Annotated in this window: 21 protein-coding genes and 1 riboswitch; of the genes, 17 read left to right on the forward strand and 4 right to left on the reverse strand. The window is 56.0% G+C overall.

Annotated features, from left to right (window positions below; translation table 11 throughout):
• Positions 1 to 8: 8 nt before the first annotated feature.
• Positions 9 to 131 (reverse strand): glucose uptake inhibitor SgrT, encoded by a 123-nt coding sequence (gene sgrT, locus QQZ17_RS09325; RefSeq protein WP_042323887.1) that lies wholly within the window; start codon positions 129 to 131, stop codon positions 9 to 11.
• Between the two features lie 93 nt (positions 132 to 224).
• Here sgrT and sgrR point away from each other — a divergent pair, with 93 nt between their 5' ends.
• The 4 genes from sgrR to thiQ all read left to right on the forward strand — a co-directional run bounded on the left by sgrR (position 225) and on the right by thiQ (position 5,303).
• The gene (gene sgrR / locus QQZ17_RS09330; protein ID WP_152405887.1) at positions 225 to 1,880 is read left to right on the forward strand and encodes an HTH-type transcriptional regulator SgrR; all 1,656 of its coding nucleotides are present in this window, start codon (positions 225 to 227) and stop codon (positions 1,878 to 1,880) included.
• A 35-nt stretch (positions 1,881 to 1,915) separates the two neighbouring features.
• Positions 1,916 to 2,016, forward strand: a riboswitch (TPP riboswitch).
• Between the two features lie 32 nt (positions 2,017 to 2,048).
• Positions 2,049 to 3,032, forward strand: coding sequence for a thiamine ABC transporter substrate binding subunit (gene thiB, locus QQZ17_RS09335; protein ID WP_152405888.1), 984 nt, complete (start codon positions 2,049 to 2,051; stop codon positions 3,030 to 3,032).
• A complete protein-coding gene (thiP, locus tag QQZ17_RS09340) occupies positions 3,008 to 4,618 on the forward strand; it encodes a thiamine/thiamine pyrophosphate ABC transporter permease ThiP (RefSeq protein WP_152405889.1) in 1,611 nt (536 codons plus the stop codon). Before thiB ends, thiP begins: the two co-directional genes overlap by 25 nt.
• Entirely contained in the window at positions 4,602 to 5,303 is a 702-nt protein-coding gene (thiQ, locus tag QQZ17_RS09345) for a thiamine ABC transporter ATP-binding protein ThiQ (protein ID WP_152405890.1), read from the forward strand. The genes thiP and thiQ overlap by 17 nt, the downstream gene beginning before the upstream one ends.
• Before the next feature lie 112 nt (positions 5,304 to 5,415).
• Here the strand turns inward: thiQ and QQZ17_RS09350 are convergent, their stop codons facing one another.
• Entirely contained in the window at positions 5,416 to 6,183 is a 768-nt protein-coding gene (locus tag QQZ17_RS09350) for a DedA family protein (protein WP_152405891.1), read from the reverse strand.
• A gap of 85 nt (positions 6,184 to 6,268) precedes the next feature.
• Positions 6,269 to 7,147 carry an arabinose operon transcriptional regulator AraC gene (gene araC, locus QQZ17_RS09355; protein WP_152405892.1) on the reverse strand — a complete coding sequence of 293 codons (879 nt, stop codon included), beginning with the start codon at positions 7,145 to 7,147 and terminating at the stop codon, positions 6,269 to 6,271.
• Between the two features lie 339 nt (positions 7,148 to 7,486).
• Here araC and araB point away from each other — a divergent pair, with 339 nt between their 5' ends.
• From araB to rluA, 7 genes are all read left to right on the forward strand, one after another.
• The gene (araB, locus tag QQZ17_RS09360; RefSeq protein WP_152405893.1) at positions 7,487 to 9,196 is read left to right on the forward strand and encodes a ribulokinase; all 1,710 of its coding nucleotides are present in this window, start codon (positions 7,487 to 7,489) and stop codon (positions 9,194 to 9,196) included.
• Positions 9,197 to 9,206: 10 nt separating this feature from the next.
• Positions 9,207 to 10,709, forward strand: a complete 1,503-nt coding sequence (araA, locus tag QQZ17_RS09365) for an L-arabinose isomerase (RefSeq protein WP_152405894.1) — start codon at positions 9,207 to 9,209, stop codon at positions 10,707 to 10,709.
• Between the two features lie 95 nt (positions 10,710 to 10,804).
• Positions 10,805 to 11,500, forward strand: a complete 696-nt coding sequence (gene araD, locus QQZ17_RS09370) for an L-ribulose-5-phosphate 4-epimerase (RefSeq protein WP_152405895.1) — start codon at positions 10,805 to 10,807, stop codon at positions 11,498 to 11,500.
• A 224-nt stretch (positions 11,501 to 11,724) separates the two neighbouring features.
• Positions 11,725 to 12,339: a YdcF family protein gene (locus QQZ17_RS09375; RefSeq protein ID WP_342395157.1), complete on the forward strand. Its 615-nt coding sequence runs from the start codon at positions 11,725 to 11,727 to the stop codon at positions 12,337 to 12,339.
• A gap of 43 nt (positions 12,340 to 12,382) precedes the next feature.
• The gene (polB, locus tag QQZ17_RS09380; protein ID WP_152405897.1) at positions 12,383 to 14,734 is read left to right on the forward strand and encodes a DNA polymerase II; all 2,352 of its coding nucleotides are present in this window, start codon (positions 12,383 to 12,385) and stop codon (positions 14,732 to 14,734) included.
• Positions 14,735 to 14,868: 134 nt separating this feature from the next.
• Entirely contained in the window at positions 14,869 to 17,775 is a 2,907-nt protein-coding gene (rapA, locus tag QQZ17_RS09385) for an RNA polymerase-associated protein RapA (protein ID WP_152405898.1), read from the forward strand.
• 11 nt (positions 17,776 to 17,786) lie between these two features.
• Positions 17,787 to 18,446: a bifunctional tRNA pseudouridine(32) synthase/23S rRNA pseudouridine(746) synthase RluA gene (rluA, locus tag QQZ17_RS09390; protein ID WP_152405899.1), complete on the forward strand. Its 660-nt coding sequence runs from the start codon at positions 17,787 to 17,789 to the stop codon at positions 18,444 to 18,446.
• Between the two features lie 91 nt (positions 18,447 to 18,537).
• On the opposite strand, the gene djlA is transcribed toward rluA, so the two are convergent.
• Positions 18,538 to 19,353, reverse strand: a complete 816-nt coding sequence (gene djlA / locus QQZ17_RS09395) for a co-chaperone DjlA (RefSeq protein ID WP_046475383.1) — start codon at positions 19,351 to 19,353, stop codon at positions 18,538 to 18,540.
• A 255-nt stretch (positions 19,354 to 19,608) separates the two neighbouring features.
• Between djlA and lptD the strand changes: the two genes are divergently transcribed.
• The 6 genes from lptD to apaH are packed head-to-tail and all read left to right on the forward strand — an operon-like array spanning position 19,609 to position 26,349.
• Entirely contained in the window at positions 19,609 to 21,963 is a 2,355-nt protein-coding gene (gene lptD / locus QQZ17_RS09400; RefSeq protein WP_152405900.1) for an LPS assembly protein LptD, read from the forward strand.
• A 53-nt stretch (positions 21,964 to 22,016) separates the two neighbouring features.
• Positions 22,017 to 23,303 carry a peptidylprolyl isomerase SurA gene (surA, locus tag QQZ17_RS09405; RefSeq protein ID WP_152405901.1) on the forward strand — a complete coding sequence of 429 codons (1,287 nt, stop codon included), beginning with the start codon at positions 22,017 to 22,019 and terminating at the stop codon, positions 23,301 to 23,303.
• The gene (gene pdxA / locus QQZ17_RS09410; RefSeq protein ID WP_152405902.1) at positions 23,303 to 24,292 is read left to right on the forward strand and encodes a 4-hydroxythreonine-4-phosphate dehydrogenase PdxA; all 990 of its coding nucleotides are present in this window, start codon (positions 23,303 to 23,305) and stop codon (positions 24,290 to 24,292) included. Before surA ends, pdxA begins: the two co-directional genes overlap by 1 nt.
• Complete coding sequence (gene rsmA, locus QQZ17_RS09415) at positions 24,289 to 25,110, forward strand: 16S rRNA (adenine(1518)-N(6)/adenine(1519)-N(6))-dimethyltransferase RsmA (RefSeq protein ID WP_152405903.1); 822 nt, start codon at positions 24,289 to 24,291, stop codon at positions 25,108 to 25,110. Before pdxA ends, rsmA begins: the two co-directional genes overlap by 4 nt.
• A 2-nt stretch (positions 25,111 to 25,112) precedes the next feature.
• Positions 25,113 to 25,490, forward strand: coding sequence for a Co2+/Mg2+ efflux protein ApaG (apaG, locus tag QQZ17_RS09420; protein WP_046475370.1), 378 nt, complete (start codon positions 25,113 to 25,115; stop codon positions 25,488 to 25,490).
• Positions 25,491 to 25,500: 10 nt separating this feature from the next.
• A complete protein-coding gene (apaH, locus tag QQZ17_RS09425; RefSeq protein WP_152405904.1) occupies positions 25,501 to 26,349 on the forward strand; it encodes a bis(5'-nucleosyl)-tetraphosphatase (symmetrical) ApaH in 849 nt (282 codons plus the stop codon).
• Positions 26,350 to 26,365 lie beyond the last annotated feature (16 nt).

The following is a 26,365-nucleotide window of genomic DNA, read 5'->3' on the forward strand; positions in this document are numbered from 1 at the left end:
CTCCAGGGTCAGGCTGTCACCTCCCACTGCATCAGTTCTTCCAGCATCTTTAAGCGCTGCGGCGCGCTCAGGCAAGCCAACCAAGACAACCCTTCTGTCGCGGCAAAGTACTTCTGATAAAACTGGCGCATAGATGACCCCTTCATAGTGCTTCATCGGAATGTATTATTGGCCTAATATAGGGATAATAAAATTGCTGAGTTTTCCGCAGGAGTTCCCCTTTTATGTCTTCTGGCCGTCTGCAACAACAGTTCATCCGCTTGTGGCAATGCTGCGACGGCAAAACGCAGGACACCACGCTTAACGAACTGGCGGATCTCCTGAGCTGCTCCCGTCGCCATATGCGTACGCTGCTCAATACTATGCAGGAACGCGGTTGGCTAACGTGGGAAGCAGAGGTTGGACGCGGAAAACGTTCACGCTTAACTTTCCTGTATACCGGACTGGCGCTCCAGCAGCAGCGCGCGGAAGATCTACTGGAGCAGGATCGCATCGATCAACTGGTGCAACTGGTGGGTGACAAAACGGCCGTACGGCAGATGCTGGTCTCCCATCTGGGCCGCAGTTTCCGTCAGGGTCGTCATATTCTTCGTGTTCTTTACTACCGCCCGATGCAAAATCTACTGCCGGGCAGCGCGCTGCGACGCTCAGAAACCCATATTGCCCGCCAAATCTTCAGCGCCCTGACCCGCGTAAATGAGGAAAATGGGGAACTGGAAGCGGATATCGCCCATCACTGGCAACAAATTTCTCCCCTGCACTGGCGCTTTTTTCTGCGTCCGGGGATCCATTTTCATCACGGTCGTGAACTGGAAATGGACGATGTGGTGTCGTCCCTGACGCGCATTAACGTCTTACCGCTCTATTCCCATATCAGCGAGATCGTCTCGCCAACATCCTGGACGCTGGACATTCACCTGTCTCAGCCCGATCGCTGGCTGCCGTGGTTGCTGGGCCAGGTCCCGGCGATGATCCTGCCACGCGAATGGGAAACCCTGAGCAATTTCTCCAGCCATCCGATTGGCACCGGCCCTTACGCCGTGATACGAAATACACGTAATCAGCTGAAAATCCACGCCTTTGACGATTTCTTCGGTTTTCGGGCACTGATTGATGAAGTGAACGTCTGGGTACTGCCGGATATTGGTGACGAGCCGAACGGCGGTCTGACGTTGAAAGGTCCCACAGAAGATGAGAAGGCCATCGAAAGCCGCCTGGAAGAAGGGTGCTATTACCTGCTGTTCGACGCCCGTACCCATCGCGGCGCCAATCAGGAGGTCAGAGAGTGGGTCAGTCGCGTACTGTCACCGAGCAACCTGCTTTACTATGCCGATGAACAGTATCAGCGCCACTGGTTCCCGGCCTACGGTTTGCTGCCCCGCTGGCATCACGCTCGACCGGGCCACGGCGAGAAACCCGCCGGGCTGGAAACGCTCACGCTGACCTATTATCACGAACACATCGAACACCAAGTGATTGCGCAGATCATGAGTCAGCTGCTGGCTGAACATCAGGTGACGCTGGAAATTCAGGAGATCGACTACGATCAGTGGCATGCAGGGGAAATTGAGAGCGACATCTGGCTTAACAGCGCCAACTTCACCCTGCCGCTCGACTTCTCCTTGTTCGCGCATCTGTGCGAAGTCCCGCTGTTGCAGCACTGCATTCCGCTGGACTGGGAAGCCGACGCCGCACGATGGCGCACCGGCGAGATGAATCTGGCCGCGTGGTGCCAGCAACTACTCGCCAGCAAAGCGATTGTCCCGCTTATTCACCACTGGCTGATTATTCAGGGGCAGCGCAGTATGCGTGGCTTGCGCATGAACACCCTCGGCTGGTTCGACTTTAAATCCGCGTGGTTTGCCCCGCCAGATCCTTAGTCCTTTTGATCTCTTCACGTAATCATTACAATGTGGCGTTCTCAACGGGGTGCTGCGCCAGAGGCGTGGGCTGAGAAAATACCCGTCGAACCTGATCCGGATAACGCCGGCGAAGGGATTTGAGGCTACCGCTCAAAATCCTTTGCCACTCTTCTATTGAGGTGCAAAGTGTTAAAAAAATGTCTTCCTTTACTGGTGCTGTGCGCAGCGCCTGCCTTCGCAAAACCGGTCCTGACCGTCTATACCTACGACTCGTTCGCCGCTGACTGGGGCCCTGGCCCGGCGGTGAAAAAAGCCTTTGAAGCCGACTGCAACTGTGAGCTGAAACTGGTGGCGCTGGAAGATGGCGTTTCACTCCTCAACCGTCTGCGGATGGAAGGGAAAAACAGCAAAGCCGACGTGGTGCTTGGGCTGGATAACAACCTGCTGGAAGCGGCGACGCAAACCCAGTTGTTCGCGAAAAGCGGTGTCGCCAGCGAGGCGGTCAATGTCCCTGGCGGCTGGAAGAATGACACCTTCGTTCCGTTTGATTACGGCTACTTCGCTTTCGTGTATGACAAAAACAAACTCAAAAACCCACCGAAGAACCTGAAGGAACTGGTCGAGAGCGATCAGAAATGGCGAGTGATTTATCAGGATCCGCGCACCAGTACGCCAGGACTTGGGCTGATGCTGTGGATGCAGAAAGTGTATGGCGATAAAACACCGCAGGCATGGCAGAAACTGGCGGCAAAAACTGTCACCGTCACCAAAGGCTGGAGCGAAGCCTATGGCCTGTTCCTGAAAGGGGAAAGCGATCTGGTGCTGAGCTATACCACCTCTCCGGCGTATCACATCATCGAAGAGAAAAAAGAGAACTACGCGGCGGCCAACTTTAGCGAGGGCCATTACCTGCAGGTGGAAGTTGCCGCGCGTACCGCGGCCAGTAAGCAACCTGAACTGGCGGAAAAGTTTCTCAAATTCATGGTCTCGCCCGCGTTTCAGACTGCAATCCCGACCGGCAACTGGATGTATCCGGTGGTGAATGTCCCCCTGCCCGCCGGGTTCGAACAACTGACTAAACCCGCGACCACGCTGGAGTTCACGCCCGCAGAAGTGGCGGCACAACGTCAGGCATGGATTAGCGAATGGCAACGCGCCGTCAGCCGTTAATTGCTGGCTGGCTGGCTCCCGGCCTTTCCGCCGCCATGCTGATGGTGGCGGTAGCGCTGGCGGCCTTTCTGGCCCTGTGGTTCAACGCGCCGCAGGCGGCATGGTCCTCGCTCTGGCAGGACAGCTACCTGTGGCACGTGGTGCGCTTTTCCTTCTGGCAGGCTTTCCTGTCGGCGGTGCTTTCTGTCGTTCCGGCCATCTTCCTTGCTCGTGCGCTGTACCGACGCCGCTTTCCGGGGCGTCTGGCCCTGCTGCGCCTGTGCGCCATGACGCTAATCCTCCCGGTGCTGGTCGCAGTATTTGGTATTCTCAGCGTCTATGGACGCCAGGGGTGGTTAGCCACGCTCTGGCACATGCTCGGGATGGAGTGGACCTTCTCGCCTTACGGATTGCAGGGCATTCTGCTGGCCCACGTCTTTTTTAATATGCCGATGGCAAGCCGCCTGCTGTTGCAGTCGCTGGAAAATATCCCCGGTGAACAGCGTCAGTTGGCCGCACAATTGGGTATTCGCGGCTGGCAGTTCTTCCGTTTTGTTGAGTGGCCGTGGCTACGCCGCCAGATACCACCGGTCGCCGCGTTGATTTTTATGCTCTGTTTTGCCAGCTTCGCTACCGTCCTGTCGCTGGGCGGCGGGCCGCAGGCGACGACCATCGAACTGGCGATTTATCAGGCGCTGAATTTCGACTACGATCCCGCCCGCGCCGCCATGCTGGCGCTGATCCAGATGGTGTGCTGTCTGGGGCTGATGCTCCTCAGTCAACGATTGAGTAAAGCTATCGCGCCAGGCACCACGCTGGTTCAGGGTTGGTGCGATCCGGACGATCGGCTGTACAGCCGTTTAACCGATGCCTTGCTGATCGGTATCGCGCTTCTGCTGTTGCTCCCCCCCCTGCTGGCCGTGATGGTCGACGGGGTGAATCGCCATCTGTTGGACGTGCTTGCGCAGCCCATTTTGTGGCAGGCGGTGTGGACCTCGCTGCGCATTGCGCTGGCTGCGGGTCTGCTGTGCGTGATCCTGACAATGATGCTGCTGTGGAGCAGTCGCGAACTGCGCGCCCGTCAGCAACTACTGGCAGGACAAGCGCTGGAGCTAAGCGGTATGCTTATTCTCGCGATGCCGGGCATTGTGCTGGCCACCGGTTTCTTCCTGTTGCTCAACAACAGCATCGGCCTGCCGGAGTCCGCAGACGGTATCGTGATTTTCACCAATGCGCTGATGGCCATTCCCTACGCCCTGAAAGTGCTGGAAAACCCGATGCGCGATATTACCGCCCGCTACACGATGCTGTGTCAGTCGCTGGGGGTTGAAGGCTGGCGGCGGCTAAAAATCGTAGAACTGCGGGCATTGAAACGCCCGCTGGCGCAGGCGCTGGCCTTTGCCTGCGTACTGTCTATCGGTGATTTTGGCGTGGTGGCGCTGTTCGGCAACGATGACTTCCGCACCCTACCGTTTTATCTGTATCAGCAAATTGGCTCTTATCGCAGTCAGGACGGCGCCGTCACTGCGCTCTTACTGCTGATCCTGTGCTTTATTTTATTTACCGTTATTGAGACGTTACCGGGGCGAAATGTTAAAACTGACTGATATCACCTGGCTTTATCACCACCTGCCCATGCGCTTTACGCTGTCCGTGGCACGCGGTGAACAGGTGGCAATTCTGGGGCCGAGTGGCGCTGGGAAAAGTACATTGCTGAGTCTGATCGCTGGTTTTCTCACGCCTGCCCGCGGCACCCTGCTGATCGAAGGGGAAGACCACACCACCACGCCGCCGTCACGCCGCCCGGTTTCGATGCTGTTTCAGGAAAATAATCTGTTCAGCCATTTAAACGTTGAGCAAAACATCGGGCTGGGGCTGGATCCCGGACTGAAATTAAGCGCTGAACAGAAAGAGAAGCGCCGGCATATCGCGCAACAAATGGGGATCGAGACGTTGATGGCTCGCCTGCCCGGCGAGCTTTCCGGCGGCCAGCGCCAGCGTGTGGCGCTGGCACGTTGTCTGGTGCGTGAACAGCCGGTTCTGCTGCTGGACGAACCGTTTTCAGCCCTTGACCCCGCCCTGCGCCAGGAGATGCTGACCCTGGTGAGCGATATCTGCCACGCCCGCCAACTGACGCTACTGATGGTTTCACACAGCGTCGAAGATGCGGCGCGCATCGCCCCGCGCTCAGTCGTCGTGGCCGACGGTCGCATCGCGTGGCAGGGCAAAACCAATGAATTGCTGAGCGGTAGAGCCAGCGCCTCAGCGCTGTTGGGGATTAAGGCTAACTGAAAGGTGTTGCTGAAAGGTGTTGCCGGATGGCGCTGACGCTTATCCGGCCTACGAGATACACGCCATCCGCCAGGAATATCACCTATGAGATACACGCCATCCGCCAGGAATATCAGTGTCCCACCACTTTTTGCAGAATATCGATATACACCGGCATCAGCGGGTGGCGGATCAACGTCACCAGCGCGACAATCCCCATCCCCAGCACCATTGGCGCCAGCCAGAGCAGACGTCCTTTTGGCAGGTAGTGGGTTAAACGGTCCGTCGCGGCTTTTCCGCTGCGCCACAGGCGCCAGCACAGCCAGCCGCCAAGCCATAGCAGAACGGCTGTCGCCAGCAGCAGCCACTTAAACTCGCCGCTTTGCATTCCCGCCGGAATATCAATTGCCGCACCGGCCAGAATCCCCGGCAGAAAGTAAAACGGCGGCCAGAGTACGCAACCAATAATATTTGGCGTGATGAATTTCGCCACCGGCAGATCCAGCATCCCGGCGACCATCGGCACCAGCGGGCGCGTCGGTCCGACAAAACGCCCCACAAGAATCGTGAACATACTGTGCTGATGCAGCGCGTGCTCGGTTTTATCCAACAGCGCCTTGTTCTTTTTCATGAACGACCAGCGATGCAGCGGTTTTTTGAAGCGCCAGCCCAGCCAGAACGAGATCCAGTCGCCAAGCAGACAGCCGATAATTCCCGCCAGCCAGGCATGCCAGAAGTTAAGCTCCCCGCTGCCGATCAGGGCACCCAGCCCGGCCATCATTACCGTTCCCGGTAAAATCAACCCCACCAGCGCCAGCGATTCCAGGAAAGCCACCAGCGCCACAGCAATCAAAGAGTACATGGCGGACTGGAGAATGAAATGTTCCAGCAATGCTTGCATAATGCGTCCGTCAGATTTACGAAGCAGGGATTCTGCTAACCCATCCCTGCTTCGTCAAGCCATCAATTGTCTGAATCGTTACAGGTTATGACATCTTTACGGGCACATCATTCACTTTTTCTTCACAACCCGCGCGGAACTCGCTTGGGCTGGCACCGGTACATTTTTTAAAGACGCGGGAGAAATAGAGCTGATCGTCGAACCCGACATTGCGTCCGACGGTGGCAATCGGCATACGTGTCGTACTGAGCAGCAGTTTCGCCTGGCTAATGCGCTGATCCTCACGCCAGCTCAGCACGCTAATGCCCAACTGTTGACGGAACAGGTGCGACAGGCGCGACGGCGACAGGCAGACGTGCTGAGCAACGCTGGCAATATCAAAATGGCTGTCCGCCAGATGATCGCTGATGTACTGACAGGCATCGCGCACGCGGTTATCCATCGGCGGGTGCAGCGACGCATTGATCGCTTCCATACGCCGCAGCAGTAGCTGCTCCAGCAGGTTGATCGCCAGCAGCTCGCAGTAGCGACCTTCCCCCTGTCCGGCGCTGATAATCTGGCCGAACAGTTCATTAAAGTGCGGCTGGTGCACCTCGTCCGGGCGAAAAAAACCGGTCTGCGCAAAGATGGACGGCCAGGTCAACCACTCCTGCCAGTAAGCGCGAGGACGAAAGTAAACCCACTGGTGATACCACTCGCTGGCATCCGGGTGGCGCCCGTAGTGATGAATTTCGCCCGGCGGAAACAGCAAAATATCGCCTGGTCGGCAGACAAACTCTCTGCCGTGATTTTTAATCACCCCTTCCCCCCGAATCGTGAGGTTAAGGATATAGCCTTTCATCCCCAACGGCCTGTCGATAAAAAAATCCAGATATCCGTTGGCATCTATCGGCGTTAAACCAGCAACCAGATGCGCGTTAAACGAGTACCCCGGCAGGAGAGGGTCATTTTGCGGTTCAGCCATAATTTCACGACTCCCGAGGTTCAGTGAGGAAACAAATTGTCCATATTACGCAAGGCGGCATTGTTTGCGCCCTGCCTCGCCACCGCAATGTCATTGGCAGACCATCAATCCCGCGTGTGAAAAGCATTATGTAACAACTCTGCTCGGTGACTGCGACAAAAACGGGTAACAAAAGTGTCTATAACTAGAGCAGAAATGTCCACATTGATTATTTGCACGGCGTCACACTTTGCGATGCCATAGCATTTTAATCCATAAGATTAGCGGATCCTACCTGACGGTTTTTATCCCCACTCACTACTGTTTCTCCATACCCGTATTTCTGGATGGAGTAAGAGGATGGCAATTGCAATTGGCCTCGATTTTGGCAGTGATTCTGTGCGCGCGCTGGCAGTGGAATGCGCCACCGGCGAAGAGATCGCCACCAGCGTTGAGTGGTACCCGCGCTGGCAGGAAGGGCGTTACTGTGACGCGCCGAACAACCGGTTCCGCCATCATCCGCGCGACTACATGGAGTCGATGGAAGCAGCGCTGAAAAGCGTACTGGCTGAACTGAGCGCGGCGCAGCGCGCGGAGGTCGTTGGGATTGGCGTCGACAGTACGGGCTCAACGCCAGCGCCGATTGACGCCGATGGCAACGTGCTGGCGCTCCGGGAAGAGTTCGCGGAAAACCCGAATGCGATGTTCGTCCTGTGGAAAGATCACACATCGGTGGAAGAAGCCGAAGCGATTACCCGTCTGTGCCATACGCCGGGCAAGGTCGATTACTCCCGCTACATCGGCGGCATTTACTCCAGCGAATGGTTTTGGGCAAAGATCCTTCATGTTACCCGCGAAGACAGCGCGATCGCCGAGGCCGCCGTCTCCTGGATTGAACTGTGCGACTGGGTGCCTGCCCTGCTTTCTGGCACCACGCGTCCACAGGATCTCCGCCGGGGTCGCTGTAGCGCCGGGCATAAATCACTGTGGCATGAAAGCTGGGGCGGTCTGCCGCCCGCCGGCTTCTTCGACGAACTCGACCCACTGATTAACCAGCATTTGCAGTATCCCCTGTTCACAGACACGTTCACCGCCGATCTGCCGGTTGGGACATTGTGCGCCGAGTGGGCGCAGCGCCTCGGTCTGCCGGAAAATGTCGTCATCTCCGGTGGCGCGTTCGACTGCCACATGGGTGCCGTCGGCGCGGGTGCGCAGCCCAACGCGCTGGTGAAAGTGATTGGTACCTCAACCTGCGACATCCTGATTGCGGATAAACAAAGCGTCGGCGAGCGCGCCGTGAAAGGCATTTGCGGGCAAGTCGACGGCAGCGTGGTGCCCGGTTTCATCGGTCTGGAGGCGGGGCAATCTGCCTTTGGCGATATCTATGCATGGTTTGGCCGCATTCTCGGCTGGCCGCTGGAGCAACTCGCCGCGCAGCACCCGGAACTGAAAGCGCAGATTAACGCCAGTCAGAAGCAACTGCTGCCGGCATTAACCGAAGCCTGGGCGAAGAACCCGTCGCTGGATCACCTGCCGGTGGTGCTTGACTGGTTTAACGGTCGCCGTACGCCGAACGCAAACCAGCGTCTGAAAGGGGTGATGACCGATCTGAATCTGGCCACAGACGCCCCGGCGATGTTTGGCGGGCTGATCGCGGCGACCGCCTTTGGCGCGCGGGCCATTATGGAATGCTTTACCGAACAAGGCATTGCGGTCAACAACGTGATGGCGCTGGGCGGCATCGCCCGGAAAAACAAAGTCATTATGCAGGCCTGCTGCGATGTGCTGAACCGTCCGCTACAAATCGTCGCCTCCGATCAGTGCTGTGCACTCGGTGCAGCCATCTTCGCCGCCGTGGCGGCCAACGTGTATGCCGATATTCCTGCGGCCCAGCGGAAAATGGCCAGCGCAGTGGAAAACACACTGCAACCTCGCCCCGAACAGGCGCAACGTTTCGAACAGCTCTATCGTCGCTACCAGCAGTGGGCGGTAAGCGCTGAACAACATTATCTTCCGACTGCCACCCCGGTAAATACTGCGCCGGCTGACCAGGCAACCCTGACTCACTAAGGACACGACAATGACTATTTTTGATAACTATGAAGTGTGGTTTGTAATTGGCAGCCAGCACTTGTACGGCCCTGAGACGCTGCGTCAGGTGACTCAGCACGCTGAGCACGTCGTCAAGGCGCTGAATACCGAAGCCAAACTGCCCTGCAAGCTGGTGTTAAAACCGCTGGGGACCACACCGGATGAGATCACCGCCATTTGCCGTGACGCAAACTATGACGAACGCTGTGCGGGTCTGGTGGTCTGGTTGCATACCTTCTCTCCGGCCAAAATGTGGATCAACGGCCTGACGACGCTCAACAAACCTCTGCTGCAATTCCACACCCAGTTCAATGCCGCCCTGCCGTGGGACAGTATCGATATGGACTTTATGAACCTGAACCAGACCGCGCACGGCGGTCGTGAGTTTGGCTTCATCGGCGCGCGTATGCGTCAACAGCACGCGGTCGTAACCGGTCACTGGCAGGACCCACAGGCGCAGCAGCGCATCGGTTCCTGGATGCGCCATGCGGTATCGAAACAGGATACCCGTCATCTGAAAGTGTGCCGCTTTGGCGATAACATGCGTGAAGTGGCGGTCACCGATGGCGATAAAGTCGCCGCGCAGATCAAGTTCGGCTTCTCGGTTAACACCTGGGCGGTCGGCGATCTGGTGCAGGTGGTCAATTCCATCAGCGATGGTGACATCAACGCCCTGATTGATGAATACGAAAGCAGCTATACCCTGACCGCCGCCACTCAGGTTCACGGCGAAAAACGCCAGAACGTGCTGGAAGCAGCGCGGATCGAGTTGGGTATGAAGCGCTTTCTGGAACAGGGTGGCTTCCACGCGTTCACCACCACCTTTGAAGATTTACACGGTCTGAAACAGCTTCCGGGTCTGGCCGTACAGCGTCTGATGCAGCAAGGCTATGGCTTTGCCGGCGAAGGCGACTGGAAAACTGCCGCTCTGCTTCGCATCATGAAAGTGATGTCAACCGGTCTGCAGGGCGGCACCTCTTTTATGGAGGATTACACCTATCACTTCGAAAAAGGCAACGATCTGGTACTCGGCTCCCATATGCTGGAAGTCTGCCCGACCATCGCCGTGGAAGACAAACCGATCCTCGACGTCCAGCATCTCGGCATTGGCGGTAAAGACGCCCCTGCTCGCCTGATCTTCAACACCCAAACCGGTCCGGCGATCGTTGCCAGCCTGATCGACCTCGGCGATCGCTACCGTCTGCTGGTCAACGGCATCGACACCGTGAAGACCCCGCACGCGCTGCCAAAACTGCCCGTCGCGAACGCACTGTGGAAAGCGCAGCCGGATCTACCGACCGCGTCTGAAGCATGGATCCTGGCCGGCGGTGCGCACCATACCGTCTTCAGTCATGCGCTGGATCTGAACGACATGCGTCAGTTCGCCGAAATGCACGATATCGAAATCACCGTGATTGATAACGATACGCGCCTGCCCGCCTTCAAGGACGCGCTGCGCTGGAACGAAGTGTATTACGGCTTTAAACGTTAAGCGAATGGTTGCCTGATGGCGCTTTGCTTATCAGGTCTACCTCTCTGCGTAGGCCTGAAAAGGCGTTTACGCCGTCATCAGGCAGGGAGAAAAACATGCTAGAAAATCTCAAACGTCAGGTGCTGGAAGCGAATCTGGCGCTGCCAACGCACAACCTGGTCACCCTCACCTGGGGGAACGTCAGCGCGGTCGATCGCGAGCGCGGCGTCTTTGTGATCAAACCTTCCGGCGTCGATTACAGCGTAATGACCGCAGAAGATATGGTGGTTGTCAGCATCGCGACAGGGGAAGTGGTTGAAGGTAAGAAAAAGCCGTCGTCCGATACGCCGACGCACCGTCTGCTGTACCAGGCTTTTCCCACTATTGGCGGTATTGTGCATACCCATTCGCGCCACGCGACCATCTGGGCGCAGGCCGGACAGCCCATTCCGGCAACGGGGACCACGCACGCCGACTATTTCTATGGCGCGATTCCCTGCACCCGCAAAATGACCGACAGCGAAATCAACGGCGAGTATGAGTGGGAAACCGGCAACGTAATTGTCGAAACCTTTGCAAAACAGGGCATCGACGCCGCGCAGATGCCAGGGGTGCTGGTGCATTCACACGGCCCCTTCGCGTGGGGGAAAAATGCCGAAGACGCCGTGCATAACGCCATCGTCTTAGAAGAGGTCGCCTATATGGGCATTTTCTGCCGCCAGCTCGCGCCACAGTTACCGGATATGCAGCAAACGCTGCTGGACAAGCATTATCTGCGCAAACACGGGGCTAAAGCCTATTACGGGCAGTAACATGCAATAAGCGCTCGTCAGACCGTTGCGCTTTCCCTTATTATCAGGCTCCATACCCAATGGATTTCGAGTCGCATTGCGATGGCTTTTCCATGAATCCCCAGAAGCATAGATAATATGATGTGACTGGGGTGAACAGAAGAAGCCAACAAAAATGCGGCTTGAACGACGAAGGGAATCTATTCCGCGAATGCGCTTAGCACTCCCCTCACTGGAGCTGGGATATTCAACACATCGTCAGAGTCGCCACATTCCTCATCGTCGTTATCGCTGCCGTGTTTACCTGGAACGCGGTCGCTATTTATCAGTTCAGTCTGGAAGATGAGACGCGACCGACGGACTGCGCAATTGTTGCAGGCGCTGGCGTCGATGGAGGGCGACCGTCACCGGTCTTTGAAGCCAGGCTGGATCACGCCATTTGGCTTTATCAGCAGGGTCTGGTACGCGCGCTGGTGCTAACCGGAGGTTACAGCGCCGGGGCATCCGCTTCCGATGCGGCGATTGCCCGACAATATGTACTGGGAAAAGGCGTTCCTGCCAGGGCGATTTTTATTGAAGAGCACTCTACGATCACTCGCGAAAATATCCGCTATGCGAAGCAAATCCTGCTGCGCCAGCGGTGGCATACCGCGCTATTGGTGAGCGATCCACTGCATATGCGGCGCCTGAAAACGCTCGCCGAAGATGATGGCATTGAGAGTTGGTCATCCCCCACCTCATCAACCCGTTACCAAACCTGGCTGGCGCAAGCGCGTTTTTTACTTCGTGAATCCTTTTACTACAGTGGATACCTCATCCTGCGGCACACGCCTGTACAAAATAACAGTATCCCTGAGTAAACCAGGCTATAATCATGCCTGGTTTTTTTGATGGATACACAGCGTGGCGCAGTCAGGTTTTATCTTAACCCGGCACTGGCGGGATACGTCGCAGGGAACAGAAGTCACCTTCTGGCTGGCAACAGACAGCGGGCCTTTGCAGGTCACGCTTGCGCCACAGGAATCCGTTGCGTTTATCCCCACCGCACATACCGCCCGCGTCACGTCGTTATTGAGTGCTGAAAATGGCTACCGCCTGACGCCGCTTAATCTTAAAGATTTTCATCGTCAGCCGGTTTCGGGTCTTTACTGTCGCTCGCATCGCCAGTTGATGCGTCTGGAAAAGCTGTTGCGTGAGAACGGCGTGACGGTTTATGAAGGCGATGTCCGCCCGCCGGAACGCTATCTGATGGAACGCTTTATCACCTCGCCGGTGTGGGTCGAAGGTGAGACACGCAACGGTGCCATCATTAATGCGCGATTAAAACCCCATCCCGATTATCGCCCGCCGCTCAAGTGGCTTTCTCTGGATATTGAGACCACCCGCCACGGCGAGTTGTACTGCATTGGACTGGAAGGCTGCGGACAGCGCGTTGTCTATATGCTCGGCCCCGAAAATGGCGAGGCGTCGACGCTCGACTTCCAGCTTGAGTACGTCAACAGTCGCCCGCAACTGCTGGAAAAGCTGAACGAGTGGATTGCCCGCCACGATCCCGACCTCATCATTGGCTGGAATCTGGTGCAGTTCGACCTGCGCGTGTTGCAAAAACATGCTGAGCGCTACCGTATCCCGCTGCGTTTTGGCCGCGATAACAGCGAACTCGAATGGCGTGAACACGGTTTTAAAAATGGCGTTTTTTTCGCCCAGGCCAAAGGTCGGCTGATTATTGACGGCATTGAGGCGCTGAAGTCTGCCTTCTGGAATTTCTCGTCATTTTCGCTGGAGACCGTTTCGCAGGAGCTGCTTGGGGAAGGCAAATCGATCGATAATCCGTGGGATCGCATGGATGAAATCGACAGGCGTTTTGCCGAGGATAAACCCGCGCTTGCCATGTATAACCTGAAAGATTGTGAGCTGGTAACGCGAGTCTTTCATAAAACCGAGATCGTACCGTTCCTGTTAGAGCGTTCCACGGTCAACGGATTACCTGTCGATCGCCACGGTGGTTCGGTCGCCGCCTTCGGCCATCTCTATTTTCCGCGTATGCACCGTGCCGGGTACGTCGCGCCGAACCTCGGTGAAATTCCGCCTCACGCCAGCCCCGGCGGTTACGTGATGGATTCACGTCCCGGTTTGTATGATTCCGTGCTGGTGCTGGATTACAAAAGCCTGTACCCCTCGATCATTCGCACCTTTTTGATAGACCCCGTCGGTCTGGTGGAAGGGATGGCGCACCCGGATCCCGAACACAGCACCGAAGGGTTCCTCGACGCCTGGTTCTCGCGGGAAAAACACTGCTTGCCGGAGATCGTGACGAATATCTGGCACGGTCGCGACGACGCCAAGCGGCACGGCAACAAACCGCTTTCTCAGGCGCTGAAGATCATCATGAATGCCTTTTACGGTGTGCTCGGCACGACGGCCTGCCGCTTCTTCGATCCCCGCCTGGCCTCGTCGATCACCATGCGCGGTCACGCGATCATGCGCCAGACCAAAACGCTCATTGAAGCCCAGGGGTATGACGTGATTTATGGTGATACCGACTCCACCTTCGTCTGGCTGAAACGCGCCCACACGGAAGAGGAAGCGGCGAAAATTGGCCGTGCGCTGGTGGAACACGTCAACGCCTGGTGGACGCAGTCGCTACAAGAGAAAAATCTCACCAGCGCGCTGGAACTGGAATATGAAACGCATTTCTGCCGCTTTCTGATGCCCACCATCCGCGGGGCGGATACCGGCAGCAAAAAACGCTATGCGGGCCTGATTCAGGAAGGAGAGCGCCAGCGGATGGTGTTTAAAGGTCTGGAAACCGTGCGCACCGACTGGACGCCGCTGGCGCAACAGTTCCAGCAGGAGTTGTATCTGCGTATTTTTCGTAATGAACCGTATCAGGATTACGTTCGCGACACCATTGATCGACTGATGGCAGGTGAACTGGACGATCGCCTGGTCTATCGCAAGCGCCTGCGTCGACCGTTGAGCGAGTACCAGCGCAACGTCCCACCGCACGTGCGCGCCGCCAGACTGGCTGACGAAGAAAACCTGAAGCGGGGACGTCCGGCGCAGTACCAGAACCGCGGCACTATCCAGTATGTCTGGACCCTGAACGGCCCGGAGCCAAAGGATTATCAACACTCGCCGCTGGATTACGAACACTATCTGACGCGTCAGCTTCAGCCCGTCGCGGAAGGAATTCTTCCCTTCATTGATGATAACTTTGCTACACTACTGACAGGCCAATTAGGGTTATTTTGACGCGTGACGAATCCATCGCCATCCATTACCATAGCGCCCTTTCCATTCCTGGACCCAATTTACCGTTCTGCCATAGCATCTCCCTGGCAGAGGGTGATTATTGCCTGCAATTAAAGAAATAGAGCCGAACAAATATGCCTTTTACACTTGGTCAACGCTGGATCAGCGATACAGAAAGCGAACTGGGACTTGGAACCGTCGTCGCAATGGATGCGCGCACCGTCACTTTACTTTTCCCCTCCACTGGTGAAAACCGTCTGTATGCGCGTAGCGACTCCCCCGTGACCCGCGTGATGTTCAACCCTGGCGATACCATTACCAGCCATGAAGGCTGGCAACTGCAAATCGATGAAGTAAAAGAAGAAAGCGGTTTGCTTGCCTACATTGGTACCCGTCTTGATACCGAAGAAACCGGCGTGACGCTGCGTGAAGTTCTGCTCGACAGTAAACTGGCGTTCAGTAAACCACAGGATCGTCTGTTTGCCGGTCAGATTGACCGCATGGACCGGTTTGCGCTGCGCTATCGCGCGCGTAAATTTCAGAGTGAACAGTACCGTATGCCGTGGAGCGGTCTGCGCGGACAGCGCACCAGTCTGATCCCTCACCAGTTAAACATCGCCCACGACGTGGGGCGTCGTCATGCGCCGCGCGTGCTGTTGGCGGATGAAGTGGGTCTGGGGAAAACCATTGAAGCCGGGATGATCCTGCACCAACAACTGCTGTCCGGCGCGGCAGAACGCGTGCTGGTCATTGTGCCGGAAACTTTACAACATCAGTGGCTGGTCGAAATGCTGCGCCGTTTTAACCTGCGTTTCGCCCTGTTTGACGACGAACGCTACGCCGAAGCACAGCACGATGCGCTGAACCCGTTTGAAACCGAACAGCTGGTTATCTGTTCACTGGATTTCGCCCGCCGCAACAAACAGCGGCTGGAACATCTGTGTGATGCCGAGTGGGATCTGCTGGTTGTCGATGAAGCCCACCACCTTGTCTGGAGCGAAGAGGCACCGAGCCGCGAGTATCTGGCGATTGAACAACTGGCGGAACGTGTGCCAGGCGTACTCTTGCTGACCGCCACCCCGGAACAACTGGGTATGGAAAGCCACTTTGCGCGTCTGCGCCTGCTGGATCCCAACCGCTTCCACGATTTCGAACAATTTGTTGAAGAGCAGAAAAACTATCGTCCGGTGGCCGACGCCGTCGCTATGCTGCTGGCTGGTAACAAACTCAGCAATGAAGAGCTCAACATGCTGGGTGAACTGATCGGCGAGCAGGATATAGAGCCGCTGCTGCAAACCGCCAATAGCGACCGTGACGGTGCGCAGAACGCGCGTCAGGAACTGGTCTCCATGCTGATGGACCGCCACGGCACCAGCCGCGTGCTGTTCCGTAACACCCGTAACGGTGTGAAAGGCTTCCCGAAACGCGAACTGCACACCATTAAGCTGCCGCTGCCGACGCAGTATCAGACTGCTATTAAAGTGTCCGGCATCATGGGGGCCCGCAAAAACGCCGAGGACAGAGCGCGCGATATGCTCTATCCGGAACAAATTTATCAGGAATTTGAAGGCGATACCGGCACCTGGTGGAACTTCGACCCGCGCGTTGAGTGGCTGATGGGCTACCTGACCAGCCATCGCTCGCAGAAAGTGCTGGTGATCTGCGCGAAGGCGACAACCGCCCTGCAACTGGAACAAGTGCTGCGCGAACGTGAAGGTATCCGCGCCGCCGTCTTCCACGAAGGTATGTCAATTATCGAACGCGACCGCGCCGCCGCCTGGTTTGGCGAAGAGGACAGCGGCGCGCAGGTGCTGTTGTGCTCAGAAATTGGCTCAGAAGGACGTAACTTCCAGTTTGCCAGCAACCTGGTGATGTTCGACCTGCCGTTTAACCCGGACCTGCTGGAGCAGCGTATTGGCCGCCTCGACCGTATCGGCCAGGCGCACGATATCCAAATCCATGTCCCATACTTAGAGAAAACCGCCCAGTCGGTGCTGGTTCGCTGGTATCACGAAGGTCTGGACGCGTTCGAACACACCTGCCCGACCGGTCGCGCCATCTATGACATGGTCTACAGCAACCTGATCAACTATCTGGCGGCGCCCGAAGAGACCGACGGCTTTGATGAACTGCTCAAAACCTGTCGCGAACAGCATGAAGCGCTGAAGTTACAACTGGAGCAGGGCCGTGACCGCCTGCTGGAGATCCATTCCAACGGCGGCGAAAAGGCGCAACAACTGGCTGAAAGCATCGAAGAGCAGGATGATGACACTAACCTTATCGCCTTTGCCATGAACCTGTTTGATATCGTGGGGATTAATCAGGACGATCGCGGTGAAAACCTGATTGTGCTGACCCCGTCCGATCACATGCTGGTCCCGGATTTTCCGGGCCTGCCGGAAGACGGCTGCACCATTACCTTTGAGCGTGACGTGGCGCTGTCGCGTGAAGATGCCCAGTTTATTACCTGGGAACACCCGCTGATTCGTAACGGTCTGGACCTCATCCTCTCCGGCGATACTGGCAGCAGCACCATTTCGTTGCTGAAGAACAAAGCCTTGCCGGTTGGAACGCTGCTGCTGGAACTGGTCTATGTCGTTGAGGCGCAGGCGCCGAAACAGCTTCAGCTTAACCGCTTCCTGCCGCCAACGCCGGTACGCATGCTGCTGGATAAAAACGGCAATAACCTCGCCGCGCAGGTAGAGTTTGAAACCTTCAACCGTCAGCTGAGCGCCGTTAACCGCCACACCGGCAGCAAGCTGGTCAACGCGGTGCAACAGGATGTACATGCGATTCTGCAACTGGGTGAGGCGCAGGTTGAGAAGTCTGCCCGCGCCCTGATTGACGCCGCGCGTAATGAAGCGGATGAAAAACTGTCTGGCGAACTGTCGCGCCTGGAAGCGCTGCGCGCCGTCAACCCGAACATACGTGATGACGAACTTGCGGCAATTGAAAGCAACCGTCAGCAGGTGCTGGAAAGCCTCGATCAGGCGGGATGGCGTCTGGATTCACTGCGTCTCATCGTCGTCACGCATCAGTAACGGAGCCGAAAATGGGGATGGAAAACTACAATCCGCCACAGGATCCCTGGCTGGTGATCCTGTATCAGGATGAGCACATAATGGTAGTCAACAAGCCGAGCGGCCTGTTATCTGTGCCGGGGCGTCTTGAGGAACATAAAGACAGCGTGATGACGCGTATTCAACGCGACTATCCGCAGGCAGAATCTGTGCATCGTCTGGATATGGCGACCAGCGGCGTGATTGTAGTAGCCCTCACCAAAGCGGCAGAGCGGGAGTTGAAGCGTCAGTTTCGCGAGCGTGAGCCGAAAAAACAGTATGTGGCGCGGGTATGGGGACATCCCGCGCCCGCAGAGGGGCTGGTGGATTTACCGCTGATCTGCGACTGGCCGAATCGCCCGAAGCAGAAAGTGTGTTATGAAACCGGTAAAGCGGCGCAGACCGAATATGAAGTGGTGGAGTTTGCGGCAGATAACACTGCGCGAGTCGTGTTGAAGCCCATCACCGGACGTTCGCATCAACTGCGCGTCCATATGCTGGCGCTAGGTCATCCGATTCTCGGTGACCGCTTTTATGCGCCACCCGACGCGCTGGCGATGGCCCCCCGACTGCAACTGCATGCCGAGATGCTGACCATCACCCACCCCGCGTACGGCAATAGCATGACGTTTAAAGCGCCGGCAGATTTTTAACAATAATGCCTGATGGCGCTACGCTTATCAGGTCTACGTTTGGGCTTTGTAGGCCGGATAAGACGCGTTGCGTCGCCATCCGGCAAAACCATTATTTAAAGCCTTTCTGTTCTTTGATCAGCTCGTAAGCCTTCTGAATTTCCTGCGCTTTTTGCTTCGCCATCTCCATCATTTCGGGCGGCAGACCTTTCGCCACCAGCTTATCCGGATGGTGCTCGCTCATCTGCTTACGGTAAGCGCGTTTGATGGTGGTCGCATCGTCAGTGGGTTTAACCCCCAGTACGTTGCAGGCGTCTTCCAGCGTCGGGCCACGCTGCGCCTGCTGCCAGCCACCGCCGCCGGACTGCTGCTGATAGCCGCCGCCAAACTGCGCGCCACCCTGCATCATACGCAGGAACTGATCGAACTGAGTACGGGAAATGCCCAGCTCTTCGGCAATCACATACAGCACTTCACGCTCGTTGGGATGCAGCGATCCGTCGGCAAACGCCGCCTGAATCTGAATTTCGAGAAACATACGAATCAGATCGAAACGGCCAAAACAGACGCTACGAAACTGGCGCATTTTTTCGCGTAGCGGGTAATTATCTGATTTTCCGATGCGGAACGCATTTTGCGCAGCCGATCGCGATTCACCGTGCAAATTCATCCGATCCATCAGTACATTAGCGACATGAATATCTGCTTCAGTGACGCGCCCTTTCGATTTGGTTAAGTGCCCCATCACCTCAAAGGTGGTGGCAAAAAACAGCGCCTGACGCTCACGCTGGTTGGCAAACCACGCCATTTTTCGGCTGCGGGCCTTATCGAACATGTGGCCGATCAACAGCCCCAGAACCACGCCCCAAAAGCCGCCGCCCATGAGCAGAGCCATGGCCACGCCAATTATTTTTCCCCAGTACTGCATAGACTCCCCAATTTGTCTCACTCCCGGTGAGGCCAGGTCCCACAAAACAAGCGGCTTTTTACGATCTTCCGGCTACGGTCAATTGTGGGACATCGCCTATAATTTGCATTATCATACCTGTCATTCACAGCCGTGACTAACACCACAGACGCTATAGCGGCAGGATTAACACTAGCGCTACGAACATGAGTAAGTTAGGCTGTGGCGGTTTGTCACGCGCGACGCTACTGATGATGGAACAATAAAATACAACGTATGAAAAAACGTATTCCCACCCTCCTGGCCACCATGATTGCCACAGCCCTTTACAGTCAACAGGGTCTGGCAGCCAGTCTCGCCTCACAGTGTATGTTAGGCGTGCCAAGCTATGACCGTCCTCTGGTGCAGGGCGAGACAAATGAACTCCCCGTCACAATTAATGCCGATCACGCGAAAGGGAATTATCCCGATGACGCGGTGTTTACCGGTAATGTGGACATCATGCAGGGTAACAGTCGACTGCAGGCCGATGAGGTACAGCTTCATCAGAAAGAGGCTCAGGGTCAGCCTGAGCCCGTGCGTACCGTCGATGCGCTCGGCAACGTCCATTACGATGACAACCAGGTTATCCTGAAAGGACCGAAGGGTTGGGCGAACCTGAACACCAAAGATACCAACGTCTGGGAAGGTGACTACCAGATGGTGGGCCGTCAGGGGCGTGGTAAAGCCGACCTGATGAAACAGCGCGGCGAGAACCGCTATACCATTCTTGAGAACGGGACCTTCACCTCCTGTCTGCCGGGTTCTGATACCTGGAGCGTCGTCGGTAGCGAAGTGATTCACGACCGCGAAGAGCAGGTCGCGGAAATCTGGAACGCCCGCTTTAAGCTGGGTCCGGTTCCTGTTTTTTACAGTCCGTATTTGCAGTTGCCGGTGGGGGATAAACGCCGCTCCGGTTTCCTGATCCCCAACGCCAAGTATTCGTCGAAGAACTATTTTGAGTTCTATCTGCCGTATTACTGGAACATCGCGCCAAACATGGATGCGACCCTGACGCCGCACTATATGCACCGTCGTGGCGGGGTGATGTGGGAGAACGAATTCCGTTACCTGAGTCAGGCGGGCGCTGGCCTGATGGAGTTCGACTATCTCAATTCCGACCGCGTCTACAGCGATGAGCATCCGAAAGATGACAATTCACGCCGCTGGTTGTTTTACTGGCAGCATTCAGGCGTGATGGACCAGGTGTGGCGCTTCAACGTCAACTACACCAAGGTGAGCGACCCTAGCTACTTTAACGATTTCGATAACAAGTACGGTTCCAGTACCGACGGTTACGCCACGCAGAAATTCAGCGTGGGCTACGCGGTGCAGAACTTTGATGCGACGGTCTCTACCAAGCAGTTCCAGGTGTTCGATACGGCAAACAGCAAAAGCTATTCCGCGCAGCCGCAGTTAGACGTCAACTTCTACCAGAACGATCTGGGTCCGTTTGATACCCGCATTTACGGTCAGGCCGTGCATTTTGTGAATACCAATGACAACATGCCGGAAGCAACGCGTCTGCACCTGGAGCCGACCATCAACCTGCCGCTGTCAAACCAGTGGGGCAGCATCAACACCGAAGCGAAACTGCTGGCGACCCACTATCAGCAGACCAATCTGAAATGGTATAACGCCAACTATGCGACAGATCTTGATGATTCCGCCAACCGCGTGATGCCGCAGTTTAAAGTCGACGGTAAGATGGTCTTTGAACGGGATATGAATATGCTCGCGCCGGGTTACACCCAGACGCTGGAGCCGCGTGCGCAGTACCTGTACGTGCCGTATCGTGACCAGAGCGGCATTTACAACTACGACTCTTCCCTGCTGCAATCTGACTATACTGGCCTGTTCCGTGACCGCAGCTATGGCGGTCTGGACCGCATTGCTTCCGCTAACCAGGTCACGACCGGCGTCACATCTCGCGTTTATGATGACGCTGCCGTTGAACGTTTTAACGTTTCTGTTGGTCAAATCTACTATTTCACGGAGTCTCGCACCGGCGATGACAATATCCAATGGGAGAACGATAACCAGACAGGTTCATTAGTATGGGCAGGTGACACCTACTGGCGTATTTCGGAACGCTGGGGTCTGCGCGGCGGCATTCAGTACGACACTCGTCTGGACAGCGTCGCCACCAGCAGCTCCAGTCTTGAATACCGTCGCGATGAAGACCGTCTGGTCCAGTTGAACTACCGTTACGCCAGTCCGGAGTATATTCAGGCGACATTGCCAGCACGATATTCCACGGCAGAACAGTACAAAAACGGGATCAGCCAGATCGGTACCGTTGCCAGTTGGCCGATTGCTGATCGCTGGTCCATTGTCGGCGCTTATTATTTTGATACGAATGTGAATAAACCTGCCGACCAAATGTTAGGTGTGCAGTACAACTCCTGCTGTTATGCAATTCGCGTCGGTTACGAGCGTAAGCTGAACGGTTGGGATAGCGATAAAGAACACGCGGTATATGACAACGTGATTGGCTTTAACATCGAACTTCGCGGCCTGAGCTCCAACTACGGTCTCGGCACGAGCGAGATGTTGCGTTCCAACATTTTGCCATATCAAAACTCTTTGTGATCTGATTGATTTACCACGTAATCCGCAGTGCGGTTAATTGAAATGGAAAAAGTATGAAGAACTGGAAAACGCTGCTTCTCGGTATCGCCATGATCGCGAATACCAGTTTCGCTGCCCCGCAGGTAGTCGATAAAGTCGCAGCCGTCGTAAATAACGGTGTCGTACTGGAAAGCGACGTTGATGGCCTGATGCAGTCTGTCAAACTGAACGCCAACCAGGCAGGTCAACAACTTCCGGACGACGCTACGCTGCGTCATCAGATCCTGGAACGTCTGATCATGGATCAGATTGTCCTGCAGATGGGTCAGAAGATGGGCGTAAAAATCTCTGACGAACAGCTTGATCAGGCGATTGCCAATATCGCTAAACAGAACAACATGACGCTGGATCAGATGCGCAGCCGTCTGGCTTATGATGGTCTGAGCTACTCAACCTATCGTAATCAGATCCGTAAAGAGATGCTCATCTCTGAAGTGCGTAACAACGAAGTGCGCCGCCGCGTAACGATCCTGCCGCAGGAAGTCGATGCGCTGGCGCAACAGGTTGGCAATCAAAATGATGCCAGCACGGAGCTGAACCTGAGCCACATCCTGATCCCGCTGCCGGAAAACCCAACGTCTGACCAGGTGAACGACGCAGAATCCCAGGCGCGTTCCATTGTTGAGCAAGCCCGTAACGGCAGCGACTTCGGCAAACTGGCGATCACCTATTCTGCTGACCAGCAGGCGCTGAAAGGCGGCCAGATGGGTTGGGGTCGTATTCAGGAACTGCCGGGCATTTTTGCCCAGGCGCTGAGCACCGCGAAGAAAGGCGATATTATTGGCCCGATTCGTTCCGGTGTCGGTTTCCATATCCTGAAAGTGAACGATATGCGCGGCCAGAGCCAGAGCATCTCCGTGACCGAAGTTCACGCTCGTCATATTCTGCTGAAGCCGTCGCCTATCATGACCGACCAGCAGGCGCGTCTGAAGCTTGAGCAGATCGCAGCGGATATCAAGAGCGGTAAAACCACCTTTGCTGCCGCAGCGAAAGAGTTCTCTCAGGATCCGGGCTCGGCTAACCAGGGCGGCGATCTGGGCTGGGCTGCTGCGGACATTTTCGATCCGGCATTCCGCGATGCGTTAACCCGCATGAACAAAGGCCAGATGAGCGCACCGGTGCACTCCTCTTTCGGTTGGCACCTGATCGAACTGCTGGATACGCGTAACGTTGATAAAACCGACGCCGCGCAGAAAGATCGTGCTTACCGTATGCTGATGAACAGGAAGTTCTCGGAAGAAGCCGCAACCTGGATGCAGGAACAGCGTGCCAGCGCTTACGTTAAAATCCTGAGCAATTAATGACGGTTGCTCAACGTGTTGTGATCACTCCCGGCGAGCCCGCCGGGATTGGTCCGGATCTTGTCGTTCAACTTGCCCAGCGCGACTGGCCCGTTGAACTGGTGGTTTGCGCCGATGCCACGGTACTGGCCGACCGGGCGGCAATGCTCGGTCTTCCCCTCACGCTACACCCCTACTCCCCACAAAACCCTGCCAAACCGCAGGCTGCCGGCACGCTTATGCTGTTACCCGTCGCACTTCGTGCGCCTGTCGTTCCTGGGCTGTTAGTCGTGGAGAATGGCGAGTATGTGGTGCAGACGTTGGCCCGCGCCTGTGACGGCTGTTTGCAAGGTGAATTTGCCGCGCTGATTACGGGTCCCGTGCATAAAGGCGTTATCAACGACGCGGGCGTGCCTTTCACCGGTCACACCGAGTTTTTTGAAGAGCGTTCGCAAGCGAAAAAAGTCGTGATGATGCTGGCGACCGAAGAGTTACGCGTGGCGCTGGCGACCACCCACCTGCCGCTGCGCGACGTCGCTGACGCCATTACCCCCGCGCTGCTGCATGAAGTGATTGGCATTTTGCATCACGATCTGCGCACCAAATTTGGTGTGGACGATCCGCGCGTGCTGGTCTGTGGTCTGAACCCACATGCCGGTGAAGGGGGGCATATGGGCAGCGAGGAGAATGACACAATCATTCCGGTGCTTGACGCGCTACGCGCCCAGGGGATGAAATTGATGGGTCCGCTACCCGCTGACACACTGTTTCAGGCTAAATATCTGCAACATGCCGATGCTGTGCTGGCAATGTACCACGATCAGGGCCTCCCCGTGCTAAAATACCAGGGATTTGGTCGCGGCGTGAATATCACGTTGGGCCTGCCCTTTATTCGTACCTCGGTTGATCACGGCACCGCGCTTGAACTGGCGGGTCGGGGTGAAGCTGATGTCGGCAGTTTTATTACGGCGCTTAATCTCGCCATCAAAATGATTGTTAATACCCAATGAATAATCGAGTCCATCAGGGCCACTTAGCCCGTAAACGCTTCGGGCAAAACTTCCTCAACGATCGGTTTGTGATCGACAGTATTGTCTCCGCCATTAACCCGCAAAAAGGTCAGGCGATGGTCGAAATCGGCCCCGGTCTGGCTGCGCTGACGGAGCCGGTTGGCGAACGTCTGGATGCGCTGACGGTCATTGAACTTGACCGCGATCTGGCCGCTCGTCTGCAAACACATCCTTTCCTGGGACCCAAGCTGACTATCTATCAGCAGGACGCCATGACCATGAATTTTGGCGAATTGTCTGAAAAGATGGGACAACCGCTGCGCGTGTTCGGCAACCTGCCCTATAACATCTCTACGCCGCTGATGTTCCACCTGTTTAGCTATACTGATGCCATAGCCGATATGCACTTTATGTTGCAGAAAGAAGTGGTGAATCGTCTGGTTGCAGGACCAAACCGTAAGGCGTATGGTCGCTTAAGCGTGATGGCGCAATATTATTGCAACGTGATCCCGGTGCTTGAAGTGCCGCCATCCGCTTTCACACCGCCGCCAAAAGTGGATTCCGCCGTGGTGCGACTGGTACCGCACACCACGATGCCCTATCCGGTAAAAGATATTCGCCTGTTGAGCCGCATCACCACAGAAGCGTTCAACCAGCGCCGTAAAACGATTCGTAATAGCCTCGGCAATTTGTTCAGCGTTGAGGTCTTAACGGAACTGGGTATTGACCCGGCAATGCGAGCGGAAAATATCTCTGTCGCGCAGTACTGCCAGATGGCGAACTATCTGTCAGAAAACGCGCCATCGAAGGAGAGTTAAGCATGATCAATTCGCCCCGAGTGTGTATTCAGGTCCAGAGCGTCTATATTGAGGCGCAATCCTCACCTGATGATGAACGTTACGTTTTTGCCTACACCGTAACCATCCGCAATTTGGGGCGAGCGCCCGTGCAGCTACTGGGACGCTATTGGTTGATAACCAACGGTCATGGCCGAGAAACCGAAGTCCAGGGAGAAGGTGTGGTCGGCGTTCAGCCGCACATTGAACCTGGCGAAGAGTACCAGTACACCAGCGGTGCCGTTATTGAAACGCCGCTGGGCACCATGCAGGGTCATTACGAAATGATTGATGAGAACGGCGTCGCCTTTACCATCGATATTCCGGTTTTCCGACTCGCCGTTTCCACTCTTATTCATTAAAACAATAACTATGGCAACATACCTTATTGGCGACGTTCACGGTTGCTACGATGAGCTGATCGCATTGCTGCAACAAGTCAATTTTACGCCCGAAAACGATACCTTGTGGTTAACCGGCGATCTGGTCGCCCGTGGCCCCGGCTCACTGGACGTGCTGCGTTATGTGAAATCACTCGGCGACTGTGTTCGTCTGGTGCTTGGCAACCACGATCTGCATCTGCTGGCGGTTTTTGCGGGTATCAGTCGCAACAAACCGAAAGACCGTCTGAGCCCGCTGCTGGAAGCACCGGACGCGGACGAACTGCTCAACTGGCTGCGCCGTCAGCCGCTGTTGCAGATAGATGAAGAGAAGAAGCTGGTAATGGCGCATGCGGGTATCACGCCGCAGTGGGATTTGCAGACCGCCAAAGAGTGCGCACGTGATGTCGAAGCGGTGCTGTCGAGCGACTCTTACCCCTTCTTCCTCGATGCCATGTATGGCGACATGCCGAATAACTGGACGCCGGAACTGACCGGACTGGCACGCCTGCGCTTTATCACCAATGCTTTTACCCGGATGCGTTACTGCTTCCCGAACGGGCAACTGGATATGTACAGCAAAGAGTCCCCGGAGGATGCCCCCGCACCGTTGAAACCGTGGTTTGCCATTCCTGGGCCCGTCAGCGAGGCTTACAGCATCGCGTTTGGTCACTGGGCTTCTCTGGAAGGAAAAGGGACGCCGGAGGGGATCTATGCGCTGGATACCGGATGCTGCTGGGGAGGAAATTTAACCTGCCTGCGCTGGGAAGATAAGCAGTACTTTGTTCAGCCGTCAAACCGACAGATGGATCTGGATGAAGGCGAAGCCGTTAACGCCTGATCTGTTTTGCCTGGTG

The organism is Citrobacter sp. T1.2D-1 (assembly GCF_950098555.1).
In the GTDB taxonomy this organism is placed as follows: domain Bacteria; phylum Pseudomonadota; class Gammaproteobacteria; order Enterobacterales; family Enterobacteriaceae; genus Citrobacter_A; species Citrobacter_A telavivensis.